Origin of the sequence: Nocardioides zhouii (genome assembly GCF_004137345.1) — a bacterium.
GTDB classification, from domain to species: Bacteria; Actinomycetota; Actinomycetes; order Propionibacteriales; family Nocardioidaceae; genus Nocardioides; species Nocardioides zhouii.
Map to the genome: position 1 here is coordinate 149,052 of NZ_SDWV01000010.1, position 22,261 is coordinate 171,312.

Below are 22,261 nucleotides of genomic sequence, written 5' to 3' on the forward strand. Positions count from 1 at the left end.
TCGGTGGAGGTGGTGCTCAGGCGTCGCTGTCCGCAGCCGGGGTGGCGGGGTCGAGCTTGTGCGTCTCGTCGTGGACGGTCGCGGCGACCTGGCGCAGCTTCTCGCCGTGCTCGCGGGCGTGGTGGGCGCAGAAGAGCAGCTCACCGCCGCTCTGGAGCTCCACTCGGAGGTAGGCCTGGGCGCCGCAGCGGTCGCAGCGGTCCATGGCCGTCAGCACGGCCTGCGAGGGTGCGGTGGCAGTGGTCACGTCAGCCTCTTTTCCTTGTTCATCGGTGTACTGGCCAAACGTAGCCAGTGGGGCAAAGATTCCCCGCTGGCGTTTCCGGTTCGAGAACTCTTGAAGTCAATCACGTCACACTCTCCGCCGCTGGCGTTGTCCGCATCCGTGGACGAGCCGTTGCCGAAGTGATACCTGACCCCGTACCCCACGCTAGTGCCGGCCACACGCCCTCGGGGGCAGGCGTGCCTCCGTCGACGTACGGCGTGTCGCGGGTAGGTTCTTCCTTTGTGGCAGCACCGGCGGACAACACCTACAACGCGGCACACCTCCTGGTCCTCGAGGGCCTCGATGCCGTGCGCAAGCGGCCCGGCATGTACATCGGGTCCACCGACACGCGCGGCCTCATGCACTGCCTCTGGGAGATCATCGACAACGGCGTGGACGAGGCCCTGGCCGGCGTCGCGCACCTCGTCGAGATCACGCTGCACGACGACGGCTCGGTCGAGGTGTTCGACGACGGGCGCGGCATCCCGACCGACAAGGAGCCCAAGACCGGGCTGCCCGGCGTCGAGGTCGTGGCGACCAAGCTGCACGCGGGTGGCAAGTTCGGCGGCGGCTCGTACGTCGCGACCGGCGGCCTGCACGGCGTCGGCCTGTCGGTCGTCAACGCGCTGTCGTCGCGGATGGACATCGACGTCGACCGCTCACCCAGCCAGCAGGGCCTGTCGTTCCAGCGCGGCGTGCCCGGCGTCTTCGACGGCGACGGCCCCACTGCCTCCTTCACGCCCCGGTCCGGGCTGACCCGCAAGGGCAAGCGCGTGGCGAAGGGCAGGACGGGCACCCGGATCCGGTTCTGGCCGGACCGCCAGATCTTCACCAAGGACGCTGGCTTCGAGATGGAGGGCCTCATCGGCCGCGCGCGGCAGACGTCGTACATCGTCCCGGGGCTCGAGCTGCTGATCCGCGACCAGCGCACCGGCGACGTGGCCGAGGAGAGGTTCCGCCACGACGGCGGGATCGCGGAGTTCGTCGAGTTCCTCTCCCACGGCGAGCCCGTCACCGACATCCTGCGGCTGCAGGGCACCGACACGTTCACCGAGACGGTGCCGCTCCTCGACGACAAGGGCCACATGACGCCCCAGGAGATCGAGCGCGAGCTGACCGTCGACGTCGCCGTGCGGTGGGACACCGCGTACGACACCGAGGTGCGCTCGTTCGTCAACGTGATCGCGACGCCGAAGGGCGGCACCCACGTCAGCGGCTTCGACGCCGCGCTGACCAAGACGTTCAACGACGCGATGCGCGGCGCCAAGGTGCTCAAGACCGCGGACACCGACGTGATCAAGGATGACGTGATGGAGGGGCTCACCGCGGTCGTGACCGTGCGCCTCGCCGAGCCGCAGTTCGAGGGCCAGACCAAGGAGATCCTCGGCACGCCAGCCGCACGCAGCGTCGTACGCAAGGTGGTGGCCTCCGAGCTCAAGTCGTTCCTCACCTCGACCAAGCGCGCCGAGAAGGCGCAGGCCAAGCTCCTCATGGAGAAGGTCGCCGGCGCGTCGAAGACCCGCCTCGCAGCCCGTCAGCACAAGGAGAACCAGCGTCGCAAGACGGCCCTCGAGTCGTCGGCGCTGCCCGCCAAGCTCTTCGACTGCCGCAGCACCGACACCGAGCGCACCGAGCTCTTCATCGTCGAGGGCGACTCGGCGATGGGCACCGCCAAGGCGGCGCGCAGCAGCGAGTTCCAGGCGCTGCTGCCGATCCGCGGCAAGATCCTCAACGTCCAGAAGGCCACCGTCGGCGACATGCTCAAGAACACCGAGTGCGCCTCGATCATCCAGGTCGTCGGGGCCGGCTCCGGGCGTACGTTCGAGCTCGAGGCCGCGCGCTACGGCCGGATCATCCTCATGGCCGACGCCGACTCCGACGGCGCCCACATCCGGTGCCTGCTGGCGACGCTGTTCTTCAAGTACATGCCCGAGCTGGTGGCCGACGGGCGGCTCTACTCGGCCGTGCCGCCGCTCCACCGCATCGAGCTGTCGAACCCCAAGAAGGGGATGGACAAGTACATCTACACCTACTCCGACGGCGAGCTGCAGCGCCGGCTGGCGGAGCTGAAGAAGAAGAACGTGCGCTGGAAGGAGCCGATCCAGCGCTACAAGGGCCTCGGCGAGATGGACGCCGACCAGCTGGCCGAGACCACCATGGACCCCCGCCACCGCACGCTCCGCAAGCTCACGATCGACGACGTCGACGAGGCCAGCCGGGTCTTCGAGCTGCTGATGGGCTCCGACGTGGCCCCCCGCAAGGAGTTCATCGTGCAGGGGGCGTATGAGGTCGACGTCGACACCATCGACGCCTGATGGCCGACCTCGACGTCCATGTCGTCGACGAGGTTGCGGAGGCCGTCGTACGCGATGAGTTGTGGCCGCTCTACCGCGAGGTCTTCGAGGACTTCAACGACGTTGACTCGTGGCACGAGCAGATCTGGGACCGCCACTCGAGGCGGTCGGGCTTCCGTCTGGCGCTCGGCCGCACGGACGGTCGACTCGTCGGTCTCGCGTACGGCTACACCGGCGAGCGGGGCCAGTGGTGGACGGACCGCGCTGCGACCGCGCTGCACCCTGACGTCGCCTCCGACTGGCTTGGCGGTCACTTCGAGCTGGTGAGCTTCGGGGTCGAGGAGCCGGGACGGGGCGCTGGCATCGGTCGCCAGCTCCTGGCGGCGCTCACGGACGGGTTGCCCAGTCCCGCTGGATGCTGATGACGTCAGCAGACCCCGAGGACCCTGCCCGACGCCTGTACCGGTCGGCCGGCTGGGCCGTCATCGGTCCGGGCCTGTCCCCGGCGCAGGTCATCATGGGGCGTACGCGGCCGCTCGACTCCTGACCCGGCGCGTCGGACGACCACAAGTCGTCCCGGCGCCGGAGTCTGAGCGTGACTGCTCGAGCGGATCGGGACTTCTGGTCGTCGGACGCGCCGGTTGACCGTGACAGTGGTTGTGTCGCCATCTCGCCGTCAGTAGGTTTGTGGCCCGCGTCACAGCAGGTCGAGAGGGAGTCCATGCCCGACGAGAAGTTCGACTACATCGTCATCGGATCGGGCAGTGCCGGCGGTGTGGTCGCCGCCCGACTGACCGAGGATCCGGACGTCTCCGTGCTGCTGCTCGAGGCGGGTCCGGCGGACGACGACGACAACATCCACATCCCGCTGGCGTTCTCGATGCTGTTCAAGACGAAGTGGGACTGGAACTACGAGACGACGCCGCAGAAGCACCTCGACGGACGCCGGGCCTACTGGCCGCGGATGAAGGCCCTCGGCGGCTGCTCGTCGATGAACGCGATGATCTACATCCGCGGCAACCACGGCGACTACGACGAGTGGCGCGACGCCTATGGGGCGACCGGCTGGGGCTTCGACGACGTTCTGCCCTACTTCGTCAAGGCCGAGGGCAACACCCGGCTCGCCGGCCGCTTCCACGGCACCGACGGCCCGCTCCACGTCGAGGACCGCACGTACAACCACGAGCTCAGCACGTCGTTCATCGAGGCCGGTGTCGCGGCCGGGCTCAAGCGCAACGACGACTTCAACGGTGCCGAGCAGGAGGGCATCGGCCCGTACCAGGTGACGTGCAAGAAGGGCCGGCGCTGGTCCGTCGCCGACGCCTACATCCACCCCGCGGCCAAGCGCTCCAACCTCACCGTCCGCACCGAGTCCTTCGTCACGCGGATCGTCATGGAGGGCAACCGGGCGGTCGGGGTCGCGTACGTCCGCGGCGGCGAGCACCACGTCGTACGCGCGGACGCCGAGGTCGTCCTCAGCGGGGGCGCGATCAACAGTCCGCAACTGCTGATGCTCTCCGGCATCGGTCCCGGCGCCCACCTGCGCGACCTGGGCATCGACGTCGCCGTCGAGTCGGCCGGCGTCGGCCAGAAGCTGCAGGACCACCCCGTGTCCGGAGTCCTCAGCTACACCAAGGACACCACCGACGTCGCCGAGATGCTCGGAGTCGGCAACCTGATCAAGTGGAAGGCGACCGGCAAGGGTCCGCTGAGCTCCAACGTCGCGGAGACTGGCGCGTTCTACACCTCGCGCGACGACCTGGACCTGCCCGACATCCAGCTCCACGTCGCGCCGACCGGCTTCTACGACAACGGCATGCACGAGCCCGTACGCCGGGCGCTGACGACGGCCGTCACGCTCGTCAACGTCCAGAGCTCGGGCCACGTCAAGCTGCGCTCGGCCGACCCGACCTGGCACCCGGAGATCGACCCCGGCTACTTCGACGACCGCGCCGACCTCGAGGCGATGATCGGCGGGTTCCGCACCGCGCTGGAGATCCTGCGCCAGGGCCCGATCGCGAAGTACGTCGACGAGCCCTGGATCCCTGCCTCGTCCGACCCGAGCGACGACGAGATCATCGAGGGCATCGGCCGGCTCGGCCAGACGCTCTACCACCCCGTCGGGACCTGCGCGATGGGCACGATCGAGGGCAGTGTCGTCGACCCGGAGCTCAAGGTCCACGGCGTCGAGGGCCTCCGGGTCGCTGACGCCTCGGTCATGCCACGCGTCCCGCGCGGCAACACCAATGCCCCCACCGTCATGATCGGCGAGAAGTGCGCCGACCTCATCAAGGAGTCACGATGACAGCCACCCTCGAGCCGATCGCAGCCTCGGACGCGACGGAGACCTTCGACTCACTCGACCCGGCCACCGGTGACCTGGTCGGCACCCATCCCGTCATGGGCGCCGACGAGGTCGATGCCGCCGTGGCCCGCGCCCGCGACGCGGTCGACTGGTGGGGGAACCTGTCGTTCGACGAGCGCGCCGACTTCCTGCTGACCTGGCGCAGCGTGATCACCCGCCGCATCGCCCAGCTGGCCGACCTCTCCCACCGCGAGACCGGCAAGCCGCACGGCGACGCGCAGCTCGAGATCGTCCTCGCCATCGACCACATCGCGTGGGCGGCCAAGAACGCCAAGAAGGTGCTCGGGGCGCGCAAGGTCTCGTCCGGCCTGCTGATGGCCAACCAGTCCGCGACGGTGGCCTACCACCCGCTCGGCGTCGTCGGCGTCATCGGCCCGTGGAACTACCCGGTCTTCACCCCGATGGGATCCATCGCGTACGCCCTCGCCGCCGGCAACGCCGTGGTGTTCAAGCCCAGCGAGTACACCCCGGGCGTCGGCCAGTGGCTCGCCGACAGTTTCCGCGAGGTGGTGCACGGCCGCGACGTGCTGCAGGTGGTCACCGGCCTCGGCGACACCGGCAACGCGCTGTGCCGCGCCCGGATCGACAAGCTCGCCTTCACCGGGTCGGGGCGCACCGGCAAGAAGGTGATGGCGGCCTGCGCCGAGAACCTCACCCCCGTCGTCATCGAGGCCGGCGGCAAGGACTCGCTGATCGTCGACGAGGACGCCGACCTGGCAAAGGCCGCCGAGGCAGCCCTGTGGGGCGGGATGGCCAACGCCGGGCAGACCTGCATCGGCACCGAGCGTGTCTACGTCCACGAGAACGTCTTCGACGCCTTCATGACCGAGATCCTCGGCCAGGCCGAGGGCCTGCGTGCCGGCACCGACTCGGGCGCCAAGATCGGGCCGATCACCATGCCGTCACAGCTCGGCGTGATCAGGAGCCACATCGACGACGCCATCGCCAAGGGCGCCCGCGTGGCGCTCGGTGGCCCGGACGCGGTGGGGGAGCGGTTCGTCCAGCCGACGATCCTGACCCACGTGCCCGAGGACTCCACGGAGATCACCGAGGAGACCTTCGGCCCGACGCTGGCGATCAACCCGGTCGCGAGCATGGACGAGGCCGTACGCCTGACGAACGCGACCGAGTACGGCCTCGCCGGTGCGGTGTTCTCGAAGGCCAACGGCCTGTCGATCGCGCGCCGGATCCGCTCCGGGATGACGTCGGTCAACTCGGTCATCGCCTTCGCCGCCGTGCCTGGCCTGCCCTTCGGTGGCGTCGGACAGTCCGGCTTCGGACGCATCCACGGCCCCGACGGCCTCCGCGAGTTCACGTACGCCAAGGCCATCACGCGGCAGAAGTTCGCGCCGGTGATGAACCTGACGTCCTTCGCGCGCGACGCCGCGACCGACGGCAAGGTCGCGCAGCTGATCACGCTGCTGCACGGGGGCAAGCAGACGCTGCGGTGAGTCAGGCGCCCTCGCTTACCTCGTAGATCTCGTCGGCCACCAGGCCGTGGGCCTCGCGGTGCACCGTGTTCGCGGACTCGGCGTCGGGGGCGTCGACCAGGCAGAAGATCCTGCCCTCGGCCTCGTTGACCCAGTACTTCAGGTAGTTGACGCCGTGCTGCGACTGCTCCTGGAGGTCGGCCATGTGGGCCGCCGCCACGTCGCTGACGGCGACGCCTCCATCCATGTGGTGGACGTCCATGAACAAGGGCATCGCGCCACCTCCTTCTGGTGTTGTTCCCCGTTCCGGACAACGCTCCACTCTGCTCCTCCCGGCGGCGCTCGGGGAGCCCGGTCTGGACCTGCTCGCTACCGGACAGTCGTGTCGCAGAGCAACGGATCGACGACACGACTGTCCGGTAGCGTTCGCCCATGCTGGACATCGGGCTCTTCGAGCTGCTGGTCTTCTCCGTGCCCATCCTCGTGACGTTGACGGTCGCCTACTGGGTCATCCGGCTCGCAGTACGCCATGGCACGTTGGACGCGTACCGGATCGACCGCGTCGACCAGCGCATCGCCGGCATGCAGGCCGCCACCCGACGTACGCAGAAGACCTACGGGGGCTCCGAGCCCGAGTGAGCGGTGGCTGACCCACCTTCCGGGGTCTGCAGAACGTGGCTGGACCACCGCCCGAGCGGTGGCCGAGTGGGGCCTCGATCAGACCTGGCGGTCGAGCAGTCCGGTGTCGACGTCGTAGACGAAGCCGCCGACGAGCGCGCGGTCGCCGATGAGGGGATGGGCACGCACCTTGGCGACGTCCTGGCGCAGCTGCTCGAGCTGGTCGGTGACGACGCCGAACGACTGCCAGCTGGCGTCGACGCCGGCGGACTCGCCGACGCGGACGCGCAGCTCCTCCTCGGTGGCCGAGGCCATCGCGCAGCGGGTGTGCGGGACGACGAGGATGCGCTCCACCCCGAGGAGGTGGACGCCGAGGACGAGTGCCTCGAGCGCCTGCGGGGTCACGCGGCCACCGGGGTTGCGGAAGATCTTGGCGTCGCCCTGCTTGAGCCCGAGCATGCGCAGCGGGTCGATGCGCGAGTCCATGCACGTCACGAGCGCGATACCGGCATGCGCCCTGCCGTCGAAGCCGCCGAGGTCGAAGTCGTCGGCGAAGGCACGGTTCGCCCGGATCAGGTCGTCGAAGTCGTCCACGTCCGTGAGGCTATCGAAGGCAGCGCCCGAGGGTGGCCGGGGCTCGACCGACGGACTACCCGGCCGAGACGACCGGCGCGCTCGAGCCTGCGATGGCCGGGCCGTCGGCGGGGAGCAGCACGGTCGCGCGTACGGCGGGGGCGATGCGGTAGGGCTGCGCCTCGAGGACCGAGCCGAGCGTGCGGCGCAGGCGCGACATCTCGGCGCGCACGGTCACCACGCGCGTTGCGTCGGCGAAGAGGTCCTCGGCGAGCTGCGCCGCGGTGCGCCCCTCCGGTGAGCCGATCAGCGCCAGCAGGATCTCCGCGTGCCGGGGACTGGGCCGGTGCTCCCAGGAGTGGCTGGGCGTGCTGACCCGCAGCACGGGCCGCCCGCGCAGGTCGAGCTCAAGGTCACTGGCGGTCGCCGTGTCGGCGCCGAGGCGTACGAGCCAGCCGCCCGGCAGGGGCTCGACGCTGACGGCGCCCAGCGTGGGCAGCCAGGTCGAGTCGGCCGAGAGGTCGGCCGGGAGCACCAGCCGGTCGGGTGCCGTGAAGCCGGTGACCGCTGCGATGTGGCCGGCCGGGTCCACCGCGAGCGCTCGCCCGCCCATCCGTGCCACGACCGGCGCGGCGTAAGCCCGGAGGGCATCGAGCGCGCGGGAGTGCTCGGCGCGCACCTCGGCCTCGGCCAGCCGGGCGCTCACGCCGACGAGGGCGAGCACCGAGCGCTGCACCGACCGGGCCGGGCCGCTGATGTCGATCGCACCGAGCGTCCGTCCGGTCCAGGGGTCGTGCACCGGCGCCGCCGCGCAGCTCCAGCGGGTGTGGGACTCGACGTAGTGCTCGGGGCCGCGAATGTGGACGGGCTCGCCGACGACGAGGCAGGTGCCGATCGCGTTGGTGCCCACGTTGGCCTCCGTCCACGCCGATCCCGCCACGAAGCCGAGGCGATCGGCGAGGCGGCGTACGCCGGTGCGCCCGCGCTGCCACAGGACCCGGCCGTCGGTGTCGGTCACCACGAGGAGCAGGCCATCGTCGACGACGGGCTCGAGGGAGGCGGTGATGCTCGGCAGGAGCGGAGCGAGCTCGCTGGCGGTCCGGCGGGACTCGATCTCGACCTCGGACAGTGGCGCGACCTCGGGCTCGGCCCCCGGTGCGAGGCCGCCGGCGCGGACCCGGCGCCACGAGGCGCTGATCTCGGGACGGGCGGCGGTGGCCGAGTCGCTGCCACCGAGCGCCTGCTCGCGGGCCAGGCGCGCGGTGCGTACGTCCTCGCCCATCACGCCTCCCCGGCCGGCACACCTGTCGTTGCAACCCCGTGCAACCCTGCCGCCGATGGTACGACCGGGTGTGTCGTGGGTCACGTCGGAAGGAGACCCCATGACCCAGACCCTCGACCCAGCCACCGCCACAAGCACCCACCAGCCGAGCGACATCGCCACTGCCTGGCTCGATGCCTTCGAGGCAGCCCTCGCCGCACGCGACATCCCGGCAGCGTCGGCCATGTTCGCGACCGAGTCCTACTGGCGTGACCTCGTGTCCTTCAGCTGGAACATCACCACGGTCGAAGGCCCCGCGGGCGTCGGCGACCTGCTGACGAGCACCCTCGACGGGACGGACCCGTCCGGGTTCGGGATCGACGAGCCCGCCGACGAGGCCGACGGCGTGGTGACGGCGTGGTTCCTCTTCGAGACCGGTATCGGTCGCGGCCGCGGCCTGCTCCGGCTGGTGGAGGAGGACAGCGAGCGCAAGGCGTTCACCTTCCTGACCACCCTCTACGAGCTCAAGGGCCACGAGGAGCCGCGCAACGAGCACCGCCCGCGCGGCGCCGAGCACGGCGCGGACAAGCAGCGCCAGACCTGGCTCGAGCGCCAGCAGGAGGAGGCCGAGACCCTGGGCAGCACGACCCAGCCGTACGTCCTCGTGATCGGCGGCGGCCAGGGCGGGATCGCCCTCGGCGCGCGCCTGCGCCAGCTCGGGGTCCCGAGCCTGGTGATCGACAAGCACCCGCGACCCGGCGACCAGTGGCGCAACCGCTACAAGTCGCTCTGCCTCCACGACCCGGTCTGGTACGACCACCTGCCCTACCTGAAGTTCCCGGACAACTGGCCGGTCTTCGCGCCCAAGGACAAGATCGGCGACTGGCTCGAGTCCTACACGAAGATCATGGAGGTGCCCTACTGGTCGAGCACGACGGCGACCAGCGCGTCGTACTCCGAAGAGACAGGGGAGTGGACGGTCGAGGTGGAGCGGGAGGGCAAGCCGCTGACCCTGCGCCCGACCCAGCTCGTCTTCGCGACCGGGATGTCCGGCAAGGCCAACGTCCCCGACGTGCCGGGGATGGACGTCTTCACGGGCGACCTGCACCACTCCTCGGCGCACCCGGGACCGGATGCCTACCGCGACAAGTTGGTCGTCGTCATCGGCAGCAACAACTCGGCCTTCGACATCTGCGGTGCGCTGTGGGAGAACGACGTCGACGTGACGATGGTGCAGCGCAGCTCGACGCACATCGTGAAGAGCGACAGCCTGATGGAGATCGGCCTCGGCGACCTCTACTCCGAGCGCGCCGTTGCCGCCGGCGTGACGACCGAGAAGGCCGACCTGATCTTCGCGTCACTGCCCTACCGGATCCTGCACACCTTCCAGATCCCGGCCTACGAGGCGATGGCGGAGAAGGACAAGGACTTCTACGAGCGGCTCGAGGCGTCGGGCTTCGACCACGACTGGGGCGACGACGGGTCGGGGCTGTTCATGAAGTACCTGCGCCGCGGTTCGGGCTACTACATCGACGTCGGCGCTGCCGACCTCGTGGCGAACGGTGACGTGACGCTGGTCAACGGGCAGATCGACCACCTCACCGAGGACGCCGTCGTCCTCGCGGACGGGACCGAGCTGCCGGCGGACGTGGTGGTGTTCGCTACCGGCTACGGCTCCATGAACGGCTGGGTGTCGGACCTCATCGACCAGGACACCGCGGACCGGCTCGGCAAGGTGTGGGGGCTCGGCTCCGACACCACCAAGGACCCGGGCCCGTGGGAGGGCGAGCAGCGCAACATGTGGAAGCCGACGCAGATCGAGCACCTCTGGATGCACGGCGGCAACCTCCACCAGTCGCGCCACTACTCGCTCTACCTCGCCCTCCAGCTGAAGGCGCGGTTCGAGGGGATCGAGACACCGGTGTACGCCCTCCAGGAGGTGCACCACACGTCCTGACCGCGGCCCGATGGGGTCGGCTGCAGCTCAGTGGGTCGAGAGGACCTCGCGGGTGCTGACCCCGTCGGCGCGTACGCCCCGGAACACGACGAGGGCCAGGACCGCGGCCACGACGGCGCAGCCGGCGGCGCCCCAGAAGACGGCGTGCTCCTGCGCGATGCCCGCGACGCGGAGCAGGTCGGAGAACTCCTTGCACCTGCTCTTGCCGTCGCACACCTCCTGCACGGGAGGTACGGCCTTCTGCTCGGCGTAGTAGCGGCGCAGGCCGATCGTCGTGAGTGCCGAGATGCCGATCAGCATGCCGACCATGCGTGACACGACGACGAAGGCCGTGGCCACGCCGTGGACGTCGTCGTCGGTGTGCGCGAGGAGGGCCGCGTTGACCGGTGCGAGGGCGAGGCCGAAGCCGAGTCCGCCCGTGATGAGCGCGAGGTTGGCGATCGGCTCCTCGATCGTGGTGAGCCCCCAGCGGGTCATCAGCACGAAACCGGCCGCCGCCATCAGCATCCCGACCGCCGTGACGACCCCGGGGGAGAAGCGGCGGATCAGGAAGCCGCCCGCGACCGCACCCACCGGCAGCGCCAGCAGGAAGCGCACCAGCACCAGGGCGGCGGGCAGCTGGTCGTCGGGGTAGACGGTCGTCCGCGCGAAGAGCGGGATGTCGATGAGGGCGGCGATCAGCGCGGCGCCGACGAAGAAGCTGACCAGCAGCGCTCCCCAGGCCGGCGTACGCCGGAGGGCGCCGCGCGGCACGAGCGGGTTCTCGGCGCGGCGTACGTGCCAGGTGAAGGCGGCCGCCGCGAGGATCGCACCGAGGAGGTACCACCGGCCGCGGGGCGAGAAGACCTCGATCTTGGGATCGGCCGTGGCGAAGGCGAGGATCACGCCGCCCAGGGCGAGGGCCAGCAGCAGCGCGCCGACGAGGTCGGCCTCGACCAGCACGCGGACCCAGCCGCGCAGGTCGAGCACGGGCCGCGGACCGAACCAGCACCGCGCGACGAGCAGTACCAGGACGGCGACGGTGACGGCGCCGATCGGGGTCAGCCAACGTCCGTCCCCGGCGAACGGGATGAAGAGCTGGCCCCACGTGAGGTCGCGCATGAGGCCGGAGGGCCGGAGGAACACGATGGCGCCGCCGGAGAAGGTGGCGAGCAGGAGCAGCACGCCAACGACGTCGACGTGCGGTCTGGAGGTTCGCTGAGCTCCGACGTCGGCCACCGGCGAACGCGGGGCCAGGGTGCGGATGGCCGCCGCGAGGACAAGCCCGACGGCGAGGTTGATCGCGAAGATCGCTCGCCAGTCGGAGACCGCGAGGACGGCCGCGCCGAAGAGCGGCCCGAGCACCGACCCGATCTCCTGCACCGCCGAGACGACCCCGAGCGGGACGCCGCGGCGCTCGACGGGGTAGAGATCGGCGACGAGCGCGAGGGTGGCGGGCACCAGCCCGCCGCCGCCGACACCCTGGAGGAATCGGCCCGCCACGATGCTGGGCATGTCGTAGGCGAGGGTGGTGACGAGCGAGCCCACCGCGAAGAGCACCAGTGCCATCACGAGCACCGGCACCCGCCCGCGCAGGTCGGCGATCCGACCGATGAGCGGGAGCATCGCGACGTAGCCGAGCAGGAAGCCGCTGACGATCGGGGCAGCCCGCTGGAGCTGGTCGATCGGCACGCCGACGCCGGTCATCATGTCGGGCAGCGCCAGCACCACGACGTACGTGTCAGCGGCGGCGAACGCGACGGCGACCGCCGCCAGTGCCAGTAGCAGGCGCGAGGTGCGCGTGACCGGCGCAGGGTCGGCCGCGGGCGCGCTCACGGCGCGGTGATGTCCAACTCGGTGCCGTAGTCGGCGAACTCCACGGTGTAGGTCATCGGGTCGGTGTGAGGGTAGAAGACGCCCGTCATGGTGGCCTTGGTCAGCTCGCCGTCGTCGTTGACCTGCCACTCGACGTCGAACGAGTCACCGGAGGACGACGGGATGATCGCGTCCATCGCGTCGCCGGGCACGGTCCCCGAGTACGTGGTGAGGATCTCGGAGTTGTCCGCGCCGCCGCGCACGCTCTCGCCCGCCTCGGGGTCCTCGGTGAGCTTGAGCAGGCCCGGGAAACCGTCGGCGCCGACGAGCGAGGAGGGGTCGGGGGCGCCGTACTCCTTCGGGTTGACCTTGTCCCACGCACCGTTGGTGAACGGCAGCTGGGCGTAGACCTTGCCGTCCACGGCGATGACCGGGACGTCCACGGTCTGTCCGGCGAAGACGACGGAGATCGACCCGTCGAAGGCCGGTGCCTTGATCAGCGTGCCGGCGGCCTTGGCGATCCCGGAGACACCCTCGGGCAGCTGGTCCGCGGTCAGCGTGAGCTGGACGCCGCTGGTCTCGGTGAGCTTGCTCGAGGCCTCGGCGAGCACCTCGCCGGGGGCCTTGGCCTCCGAAGCGGCAGGCCCGTCGTCCGAGCAGGCGGCGAGGGCGGGCACGGCGAGGAGCGCGCCCGTCAGGGCAGCGACGAGGCGGCGGGAGGTCCGCTGGCGAGCGAGCATGGGGTCAGCCTTCCACAGGGTCGGGTGCGCGGCCGGCGACCTGGGTCGCGACGGGGGAGGCGATCGCAGCGATCGGCTGCGGTGCGGGCATGCCGGAGCCGTCGCGCCGGCCGTCGGCCGCGGGCAGGTCGACGGGGGCACCGCTCGCCGCCGCTGCCCGGGCGGGCGCCGGTCCGGCCCAGGCAGCGACGAGGATGTCCTCACCCTTGAGGAAGCGGTGGCTGCGCACCCCGCCAGTGGCACGTCCCTTGCCGGGGTACTCCGAGAAGGGCGTGACCTTGACGGCACCGGCCTCGGTGCCGGGCAGGGCCGTCGACGAGCCGGACGCGGTGACGACGACGGCGTCGGCGGGGTCGAAGGCGCCGAAGAAGGCGACCTGCTGACCTGCGCCGAGCTTGATGCCGGCCATACCGCCACCGGACCGGCCCTGGGCTCGGACGCCCGAGGCGGGGAAGTGGAGGAGTTGGGCGTCGGTCGAGATGAAGCAGAGCTCCTCCTCGCCGGTCACGAGCTCGACGGCGCCGACGACCTCGTCACCGTCCCTGAGGCCGATGACCTCCCACTCGTCGCGAGCGAGCACCTCGGGGTTGACCCGCTTGACGATCCCGTCGCGGGTGCCGAGGGCGAGGCCCGGCCCCTCGGTCGCGAGCGACGTCAGCGCGAGCGCACGCTCGCCGGCGTCGAGGGAGAGGATCTCGCTGAGCGGCAGGCCGCCCTGGAGGTTGGGGTCGTTGGCGGAGTCGGGCAGCTCGGGCATGTCCAGCACGCCCACCTTGAGCAGCCGTCCGCGGCTCGTGAGCACGCCGACCTCGCCGCGGGCCGTCGTCTGTACGGCGCTCGTCACCACGTCGTGGTTGGCGCGGCCCTCGCCCTGTCCGGGCGCGGCCGCGGACGTCGTACGCGCGAGCAGGCCGCTGGACGACAGGAGCGCGAAGCAGGGGTCGTCGGCCACCTCGAGCGGGGTCGCGGAGGCCGCGGTGACGGTCGTGCCGGCGGAGGCCAGCAGCACCGTGCGGCGCGGGGTGCCGTGCTCCTTGGCGACCTCGGTGAGCTCGTCGGAGACGACCTTCCGCAGCAGCTTCTCGTCGCCGAGGATCGCGTCGAGGTACTCGATCGTGCGCTCGAGCTCCTCCTTCTCCTTGTCGAGCTCCAGCTTGGAGAACTTCGTCAGGCGGCGCAGCGGCATGTCGAGGATGTAGTCGGCCTGAGCGTCCGAGAGCTCGAAGACCGAGATCAGGCGCTCCTTGGCCGCGGCAGCGTTGTCGGAGGAGCGGATGACCTGGATGACCTCGTCGATGTCGAGGATCGCGATCAGCAGCCCGTCGACGAGGTGCAGCCGGTCGGCGGCCTTGGCGCGGCGGTGGGAGGAGCGCCGGCGTACGACGTCGAAGCGGTGGCCGAGGAAGACGTCGAGCATCTCCCTGAGGCCGAGCGTGCGCGGCTGGCCGTCGACCAGCGCGACCGCGTTGATGCCGAAAGTGTCCTCCAGCGCCGTCTGCCGGTAGAGCTGCTCGAGGATCGCCTCGGGCACGAAGCCGTTCTTGATCTCGACGACGAGGCGCAGGCCCTGGTGGCGGTCGCCGAGCTGCTTGATGTCGGCGATGCCCTGGAGCTTCTTGGCGAGCACCAGCTTCTTGATCTGCTCGACGACGCGCTCCTCGCCGACGCCGTAGGGCAGCTCGGTGACGACGATGCCCTTGCGCCGGGGCGTCACGGACTCGATCCGCGCGGTCGCGCGCATCCGGAACGTGCCGCGGCCCGACTCGTACGCGTCGCGGATCCCGTCGAGGCCGACGATCTTGCCGCCGGTCGGCAGGTCGGGACCCGGGATGAACCGCATCAGGTCGTCGAGCGTGGCCTTCGGGTGGGTCACGAGGTGCTTGAGTGCCTGTACGACCTCGATGAGGTTGTGTGGGGCGATGTTGGTCGCCATGCCGACGGCGATGCCGGCGGCGCCGTTGACGAGCAGGTGGGGGATGGCTGCAGGCAGGACGACCGGCTCCGTCTCGCGGGAGTCGTAGTTGGGCTTGAAGTCGACCGTGTCCTCGTGGATGGACGCCGTCATGGCGACGGCCGCCGGCGCCATCCGGCACTCGGTGTAGCGCATCGCGGCCGGCGGGTCGTCGGGCGAGCCGAAGTTGCCGTGGCCGTCGATGGTGGGCAGCCGCATCGACCAGTGCTGCGCCATCCGGACGAGGGCGTCGTAGATCGCGCCGTCGCCGTGCGGGTGCAACCGGCCCATCACCTCACCGACGACGCGCGCGCTCTTGACGTGGCCGCGGTCGGGCCGCAGCGACATGTCGTCCATCGTGTAGAGGATCCGGCGCTGCACCGGCTTGAGGCCGTCGCGCGCGTCGGGCAGCGCCCGGGAGTAGATGACGGAGTAGGCGTACTCGAGGAACGAGGTCTGCATCTCGTCGCGGATGTCGGTGTCGAGGATGTGCTCCTCGAAGTCGTCCGGGACGGGTTCCTTCGTCGTACGTCGAGCCATGAGCGCCATTCTCCCCGGTGCCCGGGCTCCGCGGGTCGGGGGCTCGCCGGTAAGGACGGACGGATGGCGCGTGGGACTGCTCCGGGGCCGATAGATTGGCTCCGTGACCGATGTCGAGGCCGAGCAGGCGCAGCCGCCCCGCCATTGGGAGGCGGACGTGCTGCTGCGCGACGGGCGGACGGCGCACATCCGGCCGATGCAGCCGGAGGACCGCGAGCTGCTGGTCGACTTCTACGGCCGGGTCTCCGACCAGTCGAAGTACTACCGGTTCTTCTCGCCGATGCCCGAGCTGTCGGACCGCGACCTCGACCGGTTCACCCAGGTCGACCATCGCGACCGTGTCGCACTGATCCTGCTGGTCGCCGGGCACATGATCGCAGTGGGCCGCTACGACACGATCCGTCCGGGCTACGCCGAGGTGGCGTTCCTCGTCGAGGACAAGCACCAGGGCCGCGGGATCGGGCAGCTGCTGCTCGAGCACCTGGCGCAGGCCGGACGCGAGCGCGGCGTCGAGGAGTTCGTCGCCGAGGTGCTGCCGGACAACCAGGCGATGATCCACACCTTCCGCGACGCCGGGTACAAGGTGAAGAGCGCCTTCGAGGACGGCGTGATGGAGCTGGTCTTCCGGATCGACCCGACTGACACGGCCATCGGCGTGATGGAGCAGCGCGAGCACCGGGCGGAGTACGCCTCGATCGAGCGCTTCTTCTCGCCGAAGTCGGTCGCGATCATCGGCGCCAGCCGCCGCCAGGACACGATCGGCCGGGCCCTCGTACGCCACATGGTGCTCGGCAACTTCGCCGGCCGCATCCACGTGGTCAACCCCAGCGCCGACTCCGTCGCAGGCATGCCCGCGTGGAAGACGGTCGCCGAGATCCCCGGCGACGTCGACGTGGCGATCGTCGCGGTCCCGGCCGAGGCCGTGCAGGACGTCGTGCTCGACTGCGCTGCCAAGGGCGTCCACGGCCTCGTGGTCATCTCGTCGGGCTTCGCCGAGACGGGCGAGGAGGGCCGGATGCGGCAGCGTCGCCTCGTCGGCCTCTCACGGTCGTACGGGCTGCGCCTGATCGGCCCCAACGCGCTCGGGATCATCAACACCGACCCCGATGTCTCGCTCAACGCGTCCCTCTCGTCGGTGATGCCGCCGCGCGGCCGCGCCGGCTTCTTCTGCCAGTCCGGCGCGCTCGGCTCGGCGATCCTGGAGAAGGTGCAGAACCGCGGCCTCGGCCTGACGACGTTCGTCAGTGCGGGCAACCGTGCCGACGTCTCCGGCAACGACCTCCTGCAGTACTGGGAGGAGGACGACGCCACCGAGGTCGTGCTGCTCTACCTCGAGTCCATCGGCAACCCGCGCAAGTTCTCCCGCGTCGCCCGTCGCGTCAGCCGCCGCAAGCCGATCGTCGCGGTGCGCTCGGGGCGCAGCTCGCAGGGCGTGCCGATGGGTCACGCGGTGCGCAAGATCGCCGCGCCCGCGCAGGCGGTCGACGCGATGTTCCGCCAGGCCGGGATCATCCAGGTCGAGTCGCTGGAGGAGATGTTCGACGTCGCCCAGCTGCTCGCCCACCAGCCGCTCCCTCGCGGACGCCGGGTCGCGATCGTCGGCAACTCCGACGCGCTCGGGCTCCTCGCCGCCGATGCCGCCAACTCCGTCGGGCTGGTCGTCAACAAGCAGGTCCCGCTGGGCGCGGACGCCACGGCCGAGGACTTCGAAGACGCCCTCGACGGCGCGATCGACGACGAGGAGGTCGACGCGGTCGTCGCGATCTTCATCCCGCCGCTCAACGTCGCCGGCGCGCGCGAGGACGTCGCCAACGTGCTGGCCGCGGTCGGCGAGCAGTCCGACAAACCGATCGTCTCCACCTTCCTCGGCACCGAGGGCGTCCCGGAGCTGCTGCGGGTGCCCGACGTCGCCGGGTCGTCGGCGGGCCGCGGGTCCGTGCCGTCGTACCCCGCCGTCGAGGCCGCTGTACGAGCGCTCGCGCACGTCGTCGAGTACGCCGTGTGGCTGCGGGTCCCGCAGTCGACCTTCACCGACCTCGTCCCTGCCGACCTCGACGCCGCACGCCACCTCGTCAACGAGGTCCTGATGAATCACCCGGAGGGCCGCGACCTCGACTTCGAGGAGCAGCACGTGCTGCTGCGCGCCTACGGCATCGACCTCTGGGACACGTACGCCGTCCAGACCCTCGACGAGGCGACGACCGCGGGGGAGAGGCTCGGCTGGGACGTCGTGCTCAAGGCGACCGCCGAGCACCTCCGCGACCGTCCGGACCTCGCCCACGTCTGGCGCAACATCGACGACGCGGACGACATGGCCGGCGCCTGGCGCTCGCTCAACGAGCTCATCACCGACCCCGAGCGGGCGGGATTCGTGGTGCAGCGCAACGCGCCGCCGGGTGTCCCGATCACGATCGCGACGATGGAGGACCCGCTCTTCGGGCCCGTGCTGTCGTTCGGGATCGGCGGCCCGCTCACCGAGCTGCTGGGGGACCGGTCCTACCGGATCCCGCCGCTGGCGGACCACGACGCCCAGGACATGGTGCGCGAGATCAAGGCGTCGCCGCTGCTCTTCGGCTACCGCGGCAGCGAGATCGTCGACGTCGAGGAGATCGAGCGGTTGGTGCGCCAGGTGGCGCAGCTCCAGCACGACCTGCCGCAGGTGCGGGCGCTGCAGCTGCCGCTGGTGCTCGCCGGCGCCGCGGGCGCGACCGTCCTCGGCGCCAGCGTGCGCGTCGAGCCGGTGAAGGATCCTCGGTCGGACTGGTTCGTACGTCGGCTCAGCACGATGCCGGGCGACACGATCCCCGACTGACCGGAGACCGCCGCGGTCGCGCGTGACAGACTGGGCGCATGCCCCGCTCGACCCGTGACGCGGACGTCTCCCACGACCTCCGTCAGGCGATCCACCGCACCGGCTACTACCCCGAGGTCGTCGCCGACGGCGTCTTCGCCGCGGCGGGTGGCGAAGAGGTCCTCTCCTACTTCGTGCACCACGAGACGACGTTCGACCACGAGGAGGTACGCCGGCACCTGACGGCGCTCCTCCTGACGTCGACCCGGCTCGTGATCGCCCACACCGACGAGCACCCGGGCGACGACATGCTGCCCGAGCCCTACACCTCCACCACGACGGAGGCGGTCACCCTGACGTCGATCCGCACCGTGGTCGTGACCCGGATGATCGCCAACCCGACGGCGGGAGTCGCCCCGCCGGCCGAGGCCGTGCTGACCATCGGGTGGGGTGGCGTCGGCCGCGTCGACCTCGAGCCCGCCGCCTGCTCGGACCCCGAGTGCGACGCCGACCACGGCTACACCGGCACGATCGCCGGCGACGACTACACCCTGCGGGTCTCCGCCGCCGCCGAGGGCGCCGACGCCGTCGCCGCGCTGCTCGCCTTCGCCGACGCCCTGTCTGCCCGCACCCGCGGGTGAACAGCCCGCTGGCCTTCACGGAGCCGGCCTACGGCGACCGGTCGCTGGCCGACGTCGTGCCCTCCGTCGCCCGGGCGCTGGGCGTGCCGCTCGACGGTCACCCCGCCGGGTTCGTGCTGCCGGACGCGTCGTCGTACGTCGTGTTCCTCGTCGACGGCCTCGGGGCGGAGCTGCTCGCCCGCTACGGCCACGTCGCGCCGTACCTGTCCTCGCTCGTCGCGGGCGGGTCGACCGGTACGGCCGGGGTGCCGTCGACGACCGCGACGTCACTGACCTCCCTGGGCACCGGCCTGACACCGGGCGCGCACGGGCTCGTCGGCTTCACCGCCCGCATCCCCGGCACCGACCGGCTGCTCAACCACCTCTGGTGGGACAAGGACATCGACCCGCTCGAGTGGCAGCCGCACCCGACGGCACTCGGGCGGCTCTCGCGCGCGGGCGTCCACGTCACGGCGGTGAACAAGCGCGACTTCGACGGCTCGGGCCTGACCCTCGCCTCGCAGCGCGGGGCGACGTACGTCGGCGCGGACCGCGTCGGCGAGCGCATCGCGGCTACCGTGAGCGCGTCGGCGCACCACCCGTCCCTGACCTACGTCTACGACTCCGACCTCGACTGGACCGGCCACAAGTTCGGCGTCGCCTCGACCCAGTGGCTGCAGCAGCTCGCGATGGTCGACGCCGAGGCCGAGCAGATGCGCGAGGCCCTGCCCGCGTCGACCCGGCTGCTCGTGGTCGCCGACCACGGGATGATCGACAGCCCGCGCGAGGCCCGGATCGACGTCGACGAGGTCCACGGGATGCGCGACGGCGTCTCGCTTCTGGGCGGCGAGGCCCGATTCCGGCACCTCTACTGCTCGGCCCGCGCGGTGCCCGACGTGGTGGACACCTGGCGCGAGGTGCTGGGCGACCGCGCCACGGTCCTCACGCGGGAGGACGCGATCGCGCGCGGCTGGTTCGGGGCGGTGCAGCCGAGCGTGCTGCCCCGGCTCGGCGACGTGATGGTGGCGTGCCAGGGCGACACGGCAGTGATGTCGTCGCGCGACTTCGCCTACGAGGACACCCTGGTCGGGCTGCACGGATCGCTGACCTCGACAGAGATGCTGATCCCCATCCTGGTCGGCTGAGGCCGGTCGCCGACGGGCGTCCTTGCCCTTGAGTCTCTGGGAGACTCGAGGTCGAGTCACCCGAAGGGGAGCGGCTCTGGGGCCAGGCTGACGGCCTTGGCGCGCGCCGCGGTGAGCCGGCGCCGGTGGTGCTGGCGGCAGAGCACCTCGTACGCCACGTCGGCCGGCGGCTCGTCGGCCTGGTCGACGTCGCCCACGACGATGACCTCGCCCTCGACGACCATCGCGCCGTTCTCGGTGCGGGCGTTGTGGGTGGCGCGCTTGCCGCACCAGCACAGCGCCTCGACCTGGAGCACGTTCATCCGGTCGGCGAGCTCCACAAGGCGAGCGCTGCCCGGGAACAGGTGCGAGCGGAAGTCGGTGAGGATGCCGAACGCGAAGACGTCGATCTGGAGCTCGTCGACGACCTTGGCGAGCTGGTCGATCTGGTCGGCGGCGTAGAACTGGGCCTCGTCGCAGATGAGGTAGTCGATGCGTCCGCCGCGGGTCAGGGTGTCGACGACGTAGCGCCAGAAGTCGAAGTCCGCGTCGACCTCAAGGGCATCGTGGGTCAGGCCGAGCCGGCTCGACACCTTCGCGGTGCCGGAGCGGTCGTGGGTGGTGAAGATCCGGCCGACGCGCCCGCGGGCCGCATGGTTGTGGTTGGTCTGGAGCGCCAGCGTCGACTTGCCGGAGTCCATCGTGCCCGTGAAGAAGTGCAGTTCAGCCATGACCGGGCGATCTTGCCACAGGGTTCGGGTCACCCGGCGGCTACCGTGCCGGGCATGGACGACGCCCGTGAAAAAGATGACGGCGCCCGGATCGACGCGATCGCCGGTGAGATCGCCGCCGAGCGCCGCCGGCAGGTGACCCGCTGGGGGCGGCAGGACCACCCGTCGATCGGTCCGGCCGGGTCCGAGCCGTTCGGCAGGATCGCCGACCGGTGGAAGGCGATCAACGACGCCCGGATGGAGACCGGCGCCCACTCCTGGGACGCGATCCTGCTCGAGGAGGTCTTCGAGGCGCTGGCCGAGTCCGATCCTGCGCGTCGTCGCGCCGAGCTCGTCCAGCTCGCGGCCGTCGCCGCCGCGGAGATCGAGGCCATCGACCGCTTCGGGGTCCTGCGCCGCGGACCGCTGATCAGCCCGCGCGAGCTCGCCGGGAACCTCGACCGGTTCACGGTCATCGACGTGCGCTACCTGATGGGCGGCCCGCTCGGTGGGGAGCAGCACGCGGCCGGGCACGTCGCCGGCGCGGCGTACGTCGACATGGACCGCGACCTGGCCGACCCGCCCGGCGCGGGTGGCCGCCACCCCCTGCCCGAGGAGACCCGCTTCGAGGAGGCGATGCGTCGCGCCGGCGTGCGCGCCGACCGGCCCGTGGTGGCGTACGACGACTGGCAGGGTCGCGGGGCGGCGCGGGCCTGGTGGCTGCTGCGGTTCCACGGCCACCCGGACGTCCGGGTGCTCGACGGCGGCTGGTCGGCCTGGCTGGCCGACGGGCTACCGGTCGAGTCGGGCGCTGTGCACGCGGAGCCGGGCGACTTCACGGTGTCGCCCGACAAGGGGATGCCGGTGGTGGAGGCCGACGACGTGCTCGGCGTGGAGGTCCTCGTCGACGCCCGTGCCGCGGAACGCTTCAGCGGGGCTACGGAGCCGGTCGACCCCGTCGCCGGTCGCATCCCGGGCGCGGTCAACGTGCCGACCACCGCCAACCTCGACGAGTACGGCCGATTTCTGCCAGCGCACCGGCTACGCGAGGCGTACGCCCGCGTCGGCGCCGACGCGTCGGACTCGGTGGCTGCCTACTGCGGGTCGGGCGTCACGGCCACCCACGACCTGCTCGCGATGGAGGTGGCCGGAATCAGGGGGGCGCTCTACCCCGGCAGCTGGAGCGGCTGGATCACCGACCCGGACCGGCCGATCGAGACCGGCTGAC

The 22,261-nt window shown here is 71.0% G+C and carries 19 protein-coding genes; 11 read left to right on the forward strand and 8 right to left on the reverse strand.

Annotated elements, in window-relative coordinates:
* Positions 1-16: 16 nt before the first annotated feature.
* Positions 17-205 carry a DUF7455 domain-containing protein gene (locus EUA94_RS11815; protein ID WP_242494826.1) on the reverse strand — a complete coding sequence of 63 codons (189 nt, stop codon included), beginning with the start codon at positions 203-205 and terminating at the stop codon, positions 17-19.
* Positions 206-483: 278 nt separating this feature from the next.
* Between EUA94_RS11815 and EUA94_RS11820 the strand changes: the two genes are divergently transcribed.
* The 5 genes from EUA94_RS11820 (at position 484) to EUA94_RS11835 (ending at position 6,375) form a co-directional block, all read left to right on the forward strand.
* On the forward strand, positions 484-2,580 hold the full coding sequence (locus EUA94_RS11820) for a DNA gyrase/topoisomerase IV subunit B (RefSeq protein ID WP_129427118.1): 2,097 nt from the start codon (positions 484-486) through the stop codon (positions 2,578-2,580).
* Positions 2,580-2,981 (forward strand): GNAT family N-acetyltransferase, encoded by a 402-nt coding sequence (locus tag EUA94_RS11825; protein ID WP_129427077.1) that lies wholly within the window; start codon positions 2,580-2,582, stop codon positions 2,979-2,981. The genes EUA94_RS11820 and EUA94_RS11825 overlap by 1 nt, the downstream gene beginning before the upstream one ends.
* Entirely contained in the window at positions 2,981-3,106 is a 126-nt protein-coding gene (locus EUA94_RS22935) for a hypothetical protein (RefSeq protein ID WP_277986103.1), read from the forward strand. Before EUA94_RS11825 ends, EUA94_RS22935 begins: the two co-directional genes overlap by 1 nt.
* 174 nt (positions 3,107-3,280) lie before the next feature.
* Positions 3,281-4,864, forward strand: a complete 1,584-nt coding sequence (locus EUA94_RS11830) for a GMC family oxidoreductase (RefSeq protein WP_129427078.1) — start codon at positions 3,281-3,283, stop codon at positions 4,862-4,864.
* Complete coding sequence (locus EUA94_RS11835) at positions 4,861-6,375, forward strand: aldehyde dehydrogenase family protein (protein ID WP_129427079.1); 1,515 nt, start codon at positions 4,861-4,863, stop codon at positions 6,373-6,375. The genes EUA94_RS11830 and EUA94_RS11835 overlap by 4 nt, the downstream gene beginning before the upstream one ends.
* 1 nt (position 6,376) lies before the next feature.
* On the opposite strand, the gene EUA94_RS11840 is transcribed toward EUA94_RS11835, so the two are convergent.
* Positions 6,377-6,628: a DUF4242 domain-containing protein gene (locus EUA94_RS11840; protein WP_129427080.1), complete on the reverse strand. Its 252-nt coding sequence runs from the start codon at positions 6,626-6,628 to the stop codon at positions 6,377-6,379.
* Between the two features lie 158 nt (positions 6,629-6,786).
* Between EUA94_RS11840 and EUA94_RS11845 the strand changes: the two genes are divergently transcribed.
* Positions 6,787-6,993, forward strand: coding sequence for a hypothetical protein (locus tag EUA94_RS11845; RefSeq protein ID WP_129427081.1), 207 nt, complete (start codon positions 6,787-6,789; stop codon positions 6,991-6,993).
* 78 nt (positions 6,994-7,071) lie between these two features.
* On the opposite strand, the gene EUA94_RS11850 is transcribed toward EUA94_RS11845, so the two are convergent.
* On the reverse strand, positions 7,072-7,566 hold the full coding sequence (locus EUA94_RS11850) for a beta-class carbonic anhydrase (protein WP_129427082.1): 495 nt from the start codon (positions 7,564-7,566) through the stop codon (positions 7,072-7,074).
* Positions 7,567-7,621: 55 nt separating this feature from the next.
* Complete coding sequence (locus EUA94_RS11855; RefSeq protein ID WP_207210513.1) at positions 7,622-8,929, reverse strand: GAF domain-containing protein; 1,308 nt, start codon at positions 8,927-8,929, stop codon at positions 7,622-7,624.
* Between EUA94_RS11855 and EUA94_RS11860 the strand changes: the two genes are divergently transcribed.
* Complete coding sequence (locus EUA94_RS11860; protein WP_129427083.1) at positions 8,928-10,763, forward strand: NAD(P)/FAD-dependent oxidoreductase; 1,836 nt, start codon at positions 8,928-8,930, stop codon at positions 10,761-10,763. The two genes, EUA94_RS11855 and EUA94_RS11860, sit on opposite strands and share 2 nt — an antisense overlap.
* Before the next feature lie 27 nt (positions 10,764-10,790).
* On the opposite strand, the gene EUA94_RS11865 is transcribed toward EUA94_RS11860, so the two are convergent.
* From EUA94_RS11865 to EUA94_RS11875, 3 genes are read right to left on the reverse strand one after another with little or no spacing between them, the layout of a single operon-like run.
* Positions 10,791-12,578, reverse strand: a complete 1,788-nt coding sequence (locus EUA94_RS11865; RefSeq protein ID WP_129427084.1) for an MFS transporter — start codon at positions 12,576-12,578, stop codon at positions 10,791-10,793.
* Positions 12,575-13,297: an LppX_LprAFG lipoprotein gene (locus EUA94_RS11870; RefSeq protein WP_129427085.1), complete on the reverse strand. Its 723-nt coding sequence runs from the start codon at positions 13,295-13,297 to the stop codon at positions 12,575-12,577. Before EUA94_RS11870 ends, EUA94_RS11865 begins: the two co-directional genes overlap by 4 nt.
* Positions 13,298-13,301: 4 nt before the next feature.
* Positions 13,302-15,788 (reverse strand): DNA gyrase/topoisomerase IV subunit A, encoded by a 2,487-nt coding sequence (locus EUA94_RS11875; RefSeq protein ID WP_129427086.1) that lies wholly within the window; start codon positions 15,786-15,788, stop codon positions 13,302-13,304.
* A gap of 103 nt (positions 15,789-15,891) precedes the next feature.
* On the opposite strand from EUA94_RS11875, the gene EUA94_RS11880 reads away from it, so the two are divergent.
* Genes EUA94_RS11880 through EUA94_RS11890 form a run of 3 tightly spaced genes read left to right on the forward strand, consistent with a single transcriptional unit; the run spans position 15,892 to position 20,344 of the window.
* The gene (locus EUA94_RS11880) at positions 15,892-18,600 is read left to right on the forward strand and encodes a bifunctional acetate--CoA ligase family protein/GNAT family N-acetyltransferase (protein ID WP_242494818.1); all 2,709 of its coding nucleotides are present in this window, start codon (positions 15,892-15,894) and stop codon (positions 18,598-18,600) included.
* 38 nt (positions 18,601-18,638) lie between these two features.
* The gene (locus EUA94_RS11885; RefSeq protein ID WP_129427087.1) at positions 18,639-19,220 is read left to right on the forward strand and encodes a DUF5998 family protein; all 582 of its coding nucleotides are present in this window, start codon (positions 18,639-18,641) and stop codon (positions 19,218-19,220) included.
* A complete protein-coding gene (locus EUA94_RS11890) occupies positions 19,217-20,344 on the forward strand; it encodes an alkaline phosphatase family protein (protein ID WP_242494819.1) in 1,128 nt (375 codons plus the stop codon). The genes EUA94_RS11885 and EUA94_RS11890 overlap by 4 nt, the downstream gene beginning before the upstream one ends.
* Before the next feature lie 56 nt (positions 20,345-20,400).
* Here EUA94_RS11890 and EUA94_RS11895 read toward each other — a convergent pair whose 3' ends face one another.
* Positions 20,401-21,054, reverse strand: a complete 654-nt coding sequence (locus tag EUA94_RS11895) for a thymidine kinase (protein ID WP_129427088.1) — start codon at positions 21,052-21,054, stop codon at positions 20,401-20,403.
* A 54-nt stretch (positions 21,055-21,108) separates the two neighbouring features.
* Here EUA94_RS11895 and EUA94_RS11900 point away from each other — a divergent pair, with 54 nt between their 5' ends.
* Positions 21,109-22,260, forward strand: a complete 1,152-nt coding sequence (locus EUA94_RS11900) for a sulfurtransferase (RefSeq protein WP_340640860.1) — start codon at positions 21,109-21,111, stop codon at positions 22,258-22,260.
* The last annotated feature ends 1 nt before the right edge of the window (position 22,261 follow it).

Excerpts from the sequence above, each read along its gene's own strand:
- EUA94_RS11815 (WP_242494826.1), bottom strand. The coding sequence starts at position 205 with ATGGACCGCTGCGACCGCTGCGGCGCCCAGGCCTACCTCCGAGTGGAG.
- EUA94_RS11825 (WP_129427077.1), top strand. The coding sequence starts at position 2,580 with ATGGCCGACCTCGACGTCCATGTCGTCGACGAGGTTGCGGAGGCCGTC.
- EUA94_RS22935 (WP_277986103.1), top strand. The coding sequence starts at position 2,981 with ATGACGTCAGCAGACCCCGAGGACCCTGCCCGACGCCTGTACCGGTCG.
- EUA94_RS11830 (WP_129427078.1), top strand. The coding sequence starts at position 3,281 with ATGCCCGACGAGAAGTTCGACTACATCGTCATCGGATCGGGCAGTGCC.
- EUA94_RS11835 (WP_129427079.1), top strand. The coding sequence starts at position 4,861 with ATGACAGCCACCCTCGAGCCGATCGCAGCCTCGGACGCGACGGAGACC.
- EUA94_RS11840 (WP_129427080.1), bottom strand. The coding sequence starts at position 6,628 with ATGCCCTTGTTCATGGACGTCCACCACATGGATGGAGGCGTCGCCGTC.
- EUA94_RS11845 (WP_129427081.1), top strand. The coding sequence starts at position 6,787 with ATGCTGGACATCGGGCTCTTCGAGCTGCTGGTCTTCTCCGTGCCCATC.
- EUA94_RS11860 (WP_129427083.1), top strand. The coding sequence starts at position 8,928 with ATGACCCAGACCCTCGACCCAGCCACCGCCACAAGCACCCACCAGCCG.
- EUA94_RS11855 (WP_207210513.1), bottom strand. The coding sequence starts at position 8,929 with ATGGGGTCTCCTTCCGACGTGACCCACGACACACCCGGTCGTACCATC.
- EUA94_RS11870 (WP_129427085.1), bottom strand. The coding sequence starts at position 13,297 with ATGCTCGCTCGCCAGCGGACCTCCCGCCGCCTCGTCGCTGCCCTGACG.
- EUA94_RS11875 (WP_129427086.1), bottom strand. The coding sequence starts at position 15,788 with ATGGCTCGACGTACGACGAAGGAACCCGTCCCGGACGACTTCGAGGAG.
- EUA94_RS11885 (WP_129427087.1), top strand. The coding sequence starts at position 18,639 with ATGCCCCGCTCGACCCGTGACGCGGACGTCTCCCACGACCTCCGTCAG.
- EUA94_RS11895 (WP_129427088.1), bottom strand. The coding sequence starts at position 21,054 with ATGGCTGAACTGCACTTCTTCACGGGCACGATGGACTCCGGCAAGTCG.
- EUA94_RS11900 (WP_340640860.1), top strand. The coding sequence starts at position 21,109 with ATGGACGACGCCCGTGAAAAAGATGACGGCGCCCGGATCGACGCGATC.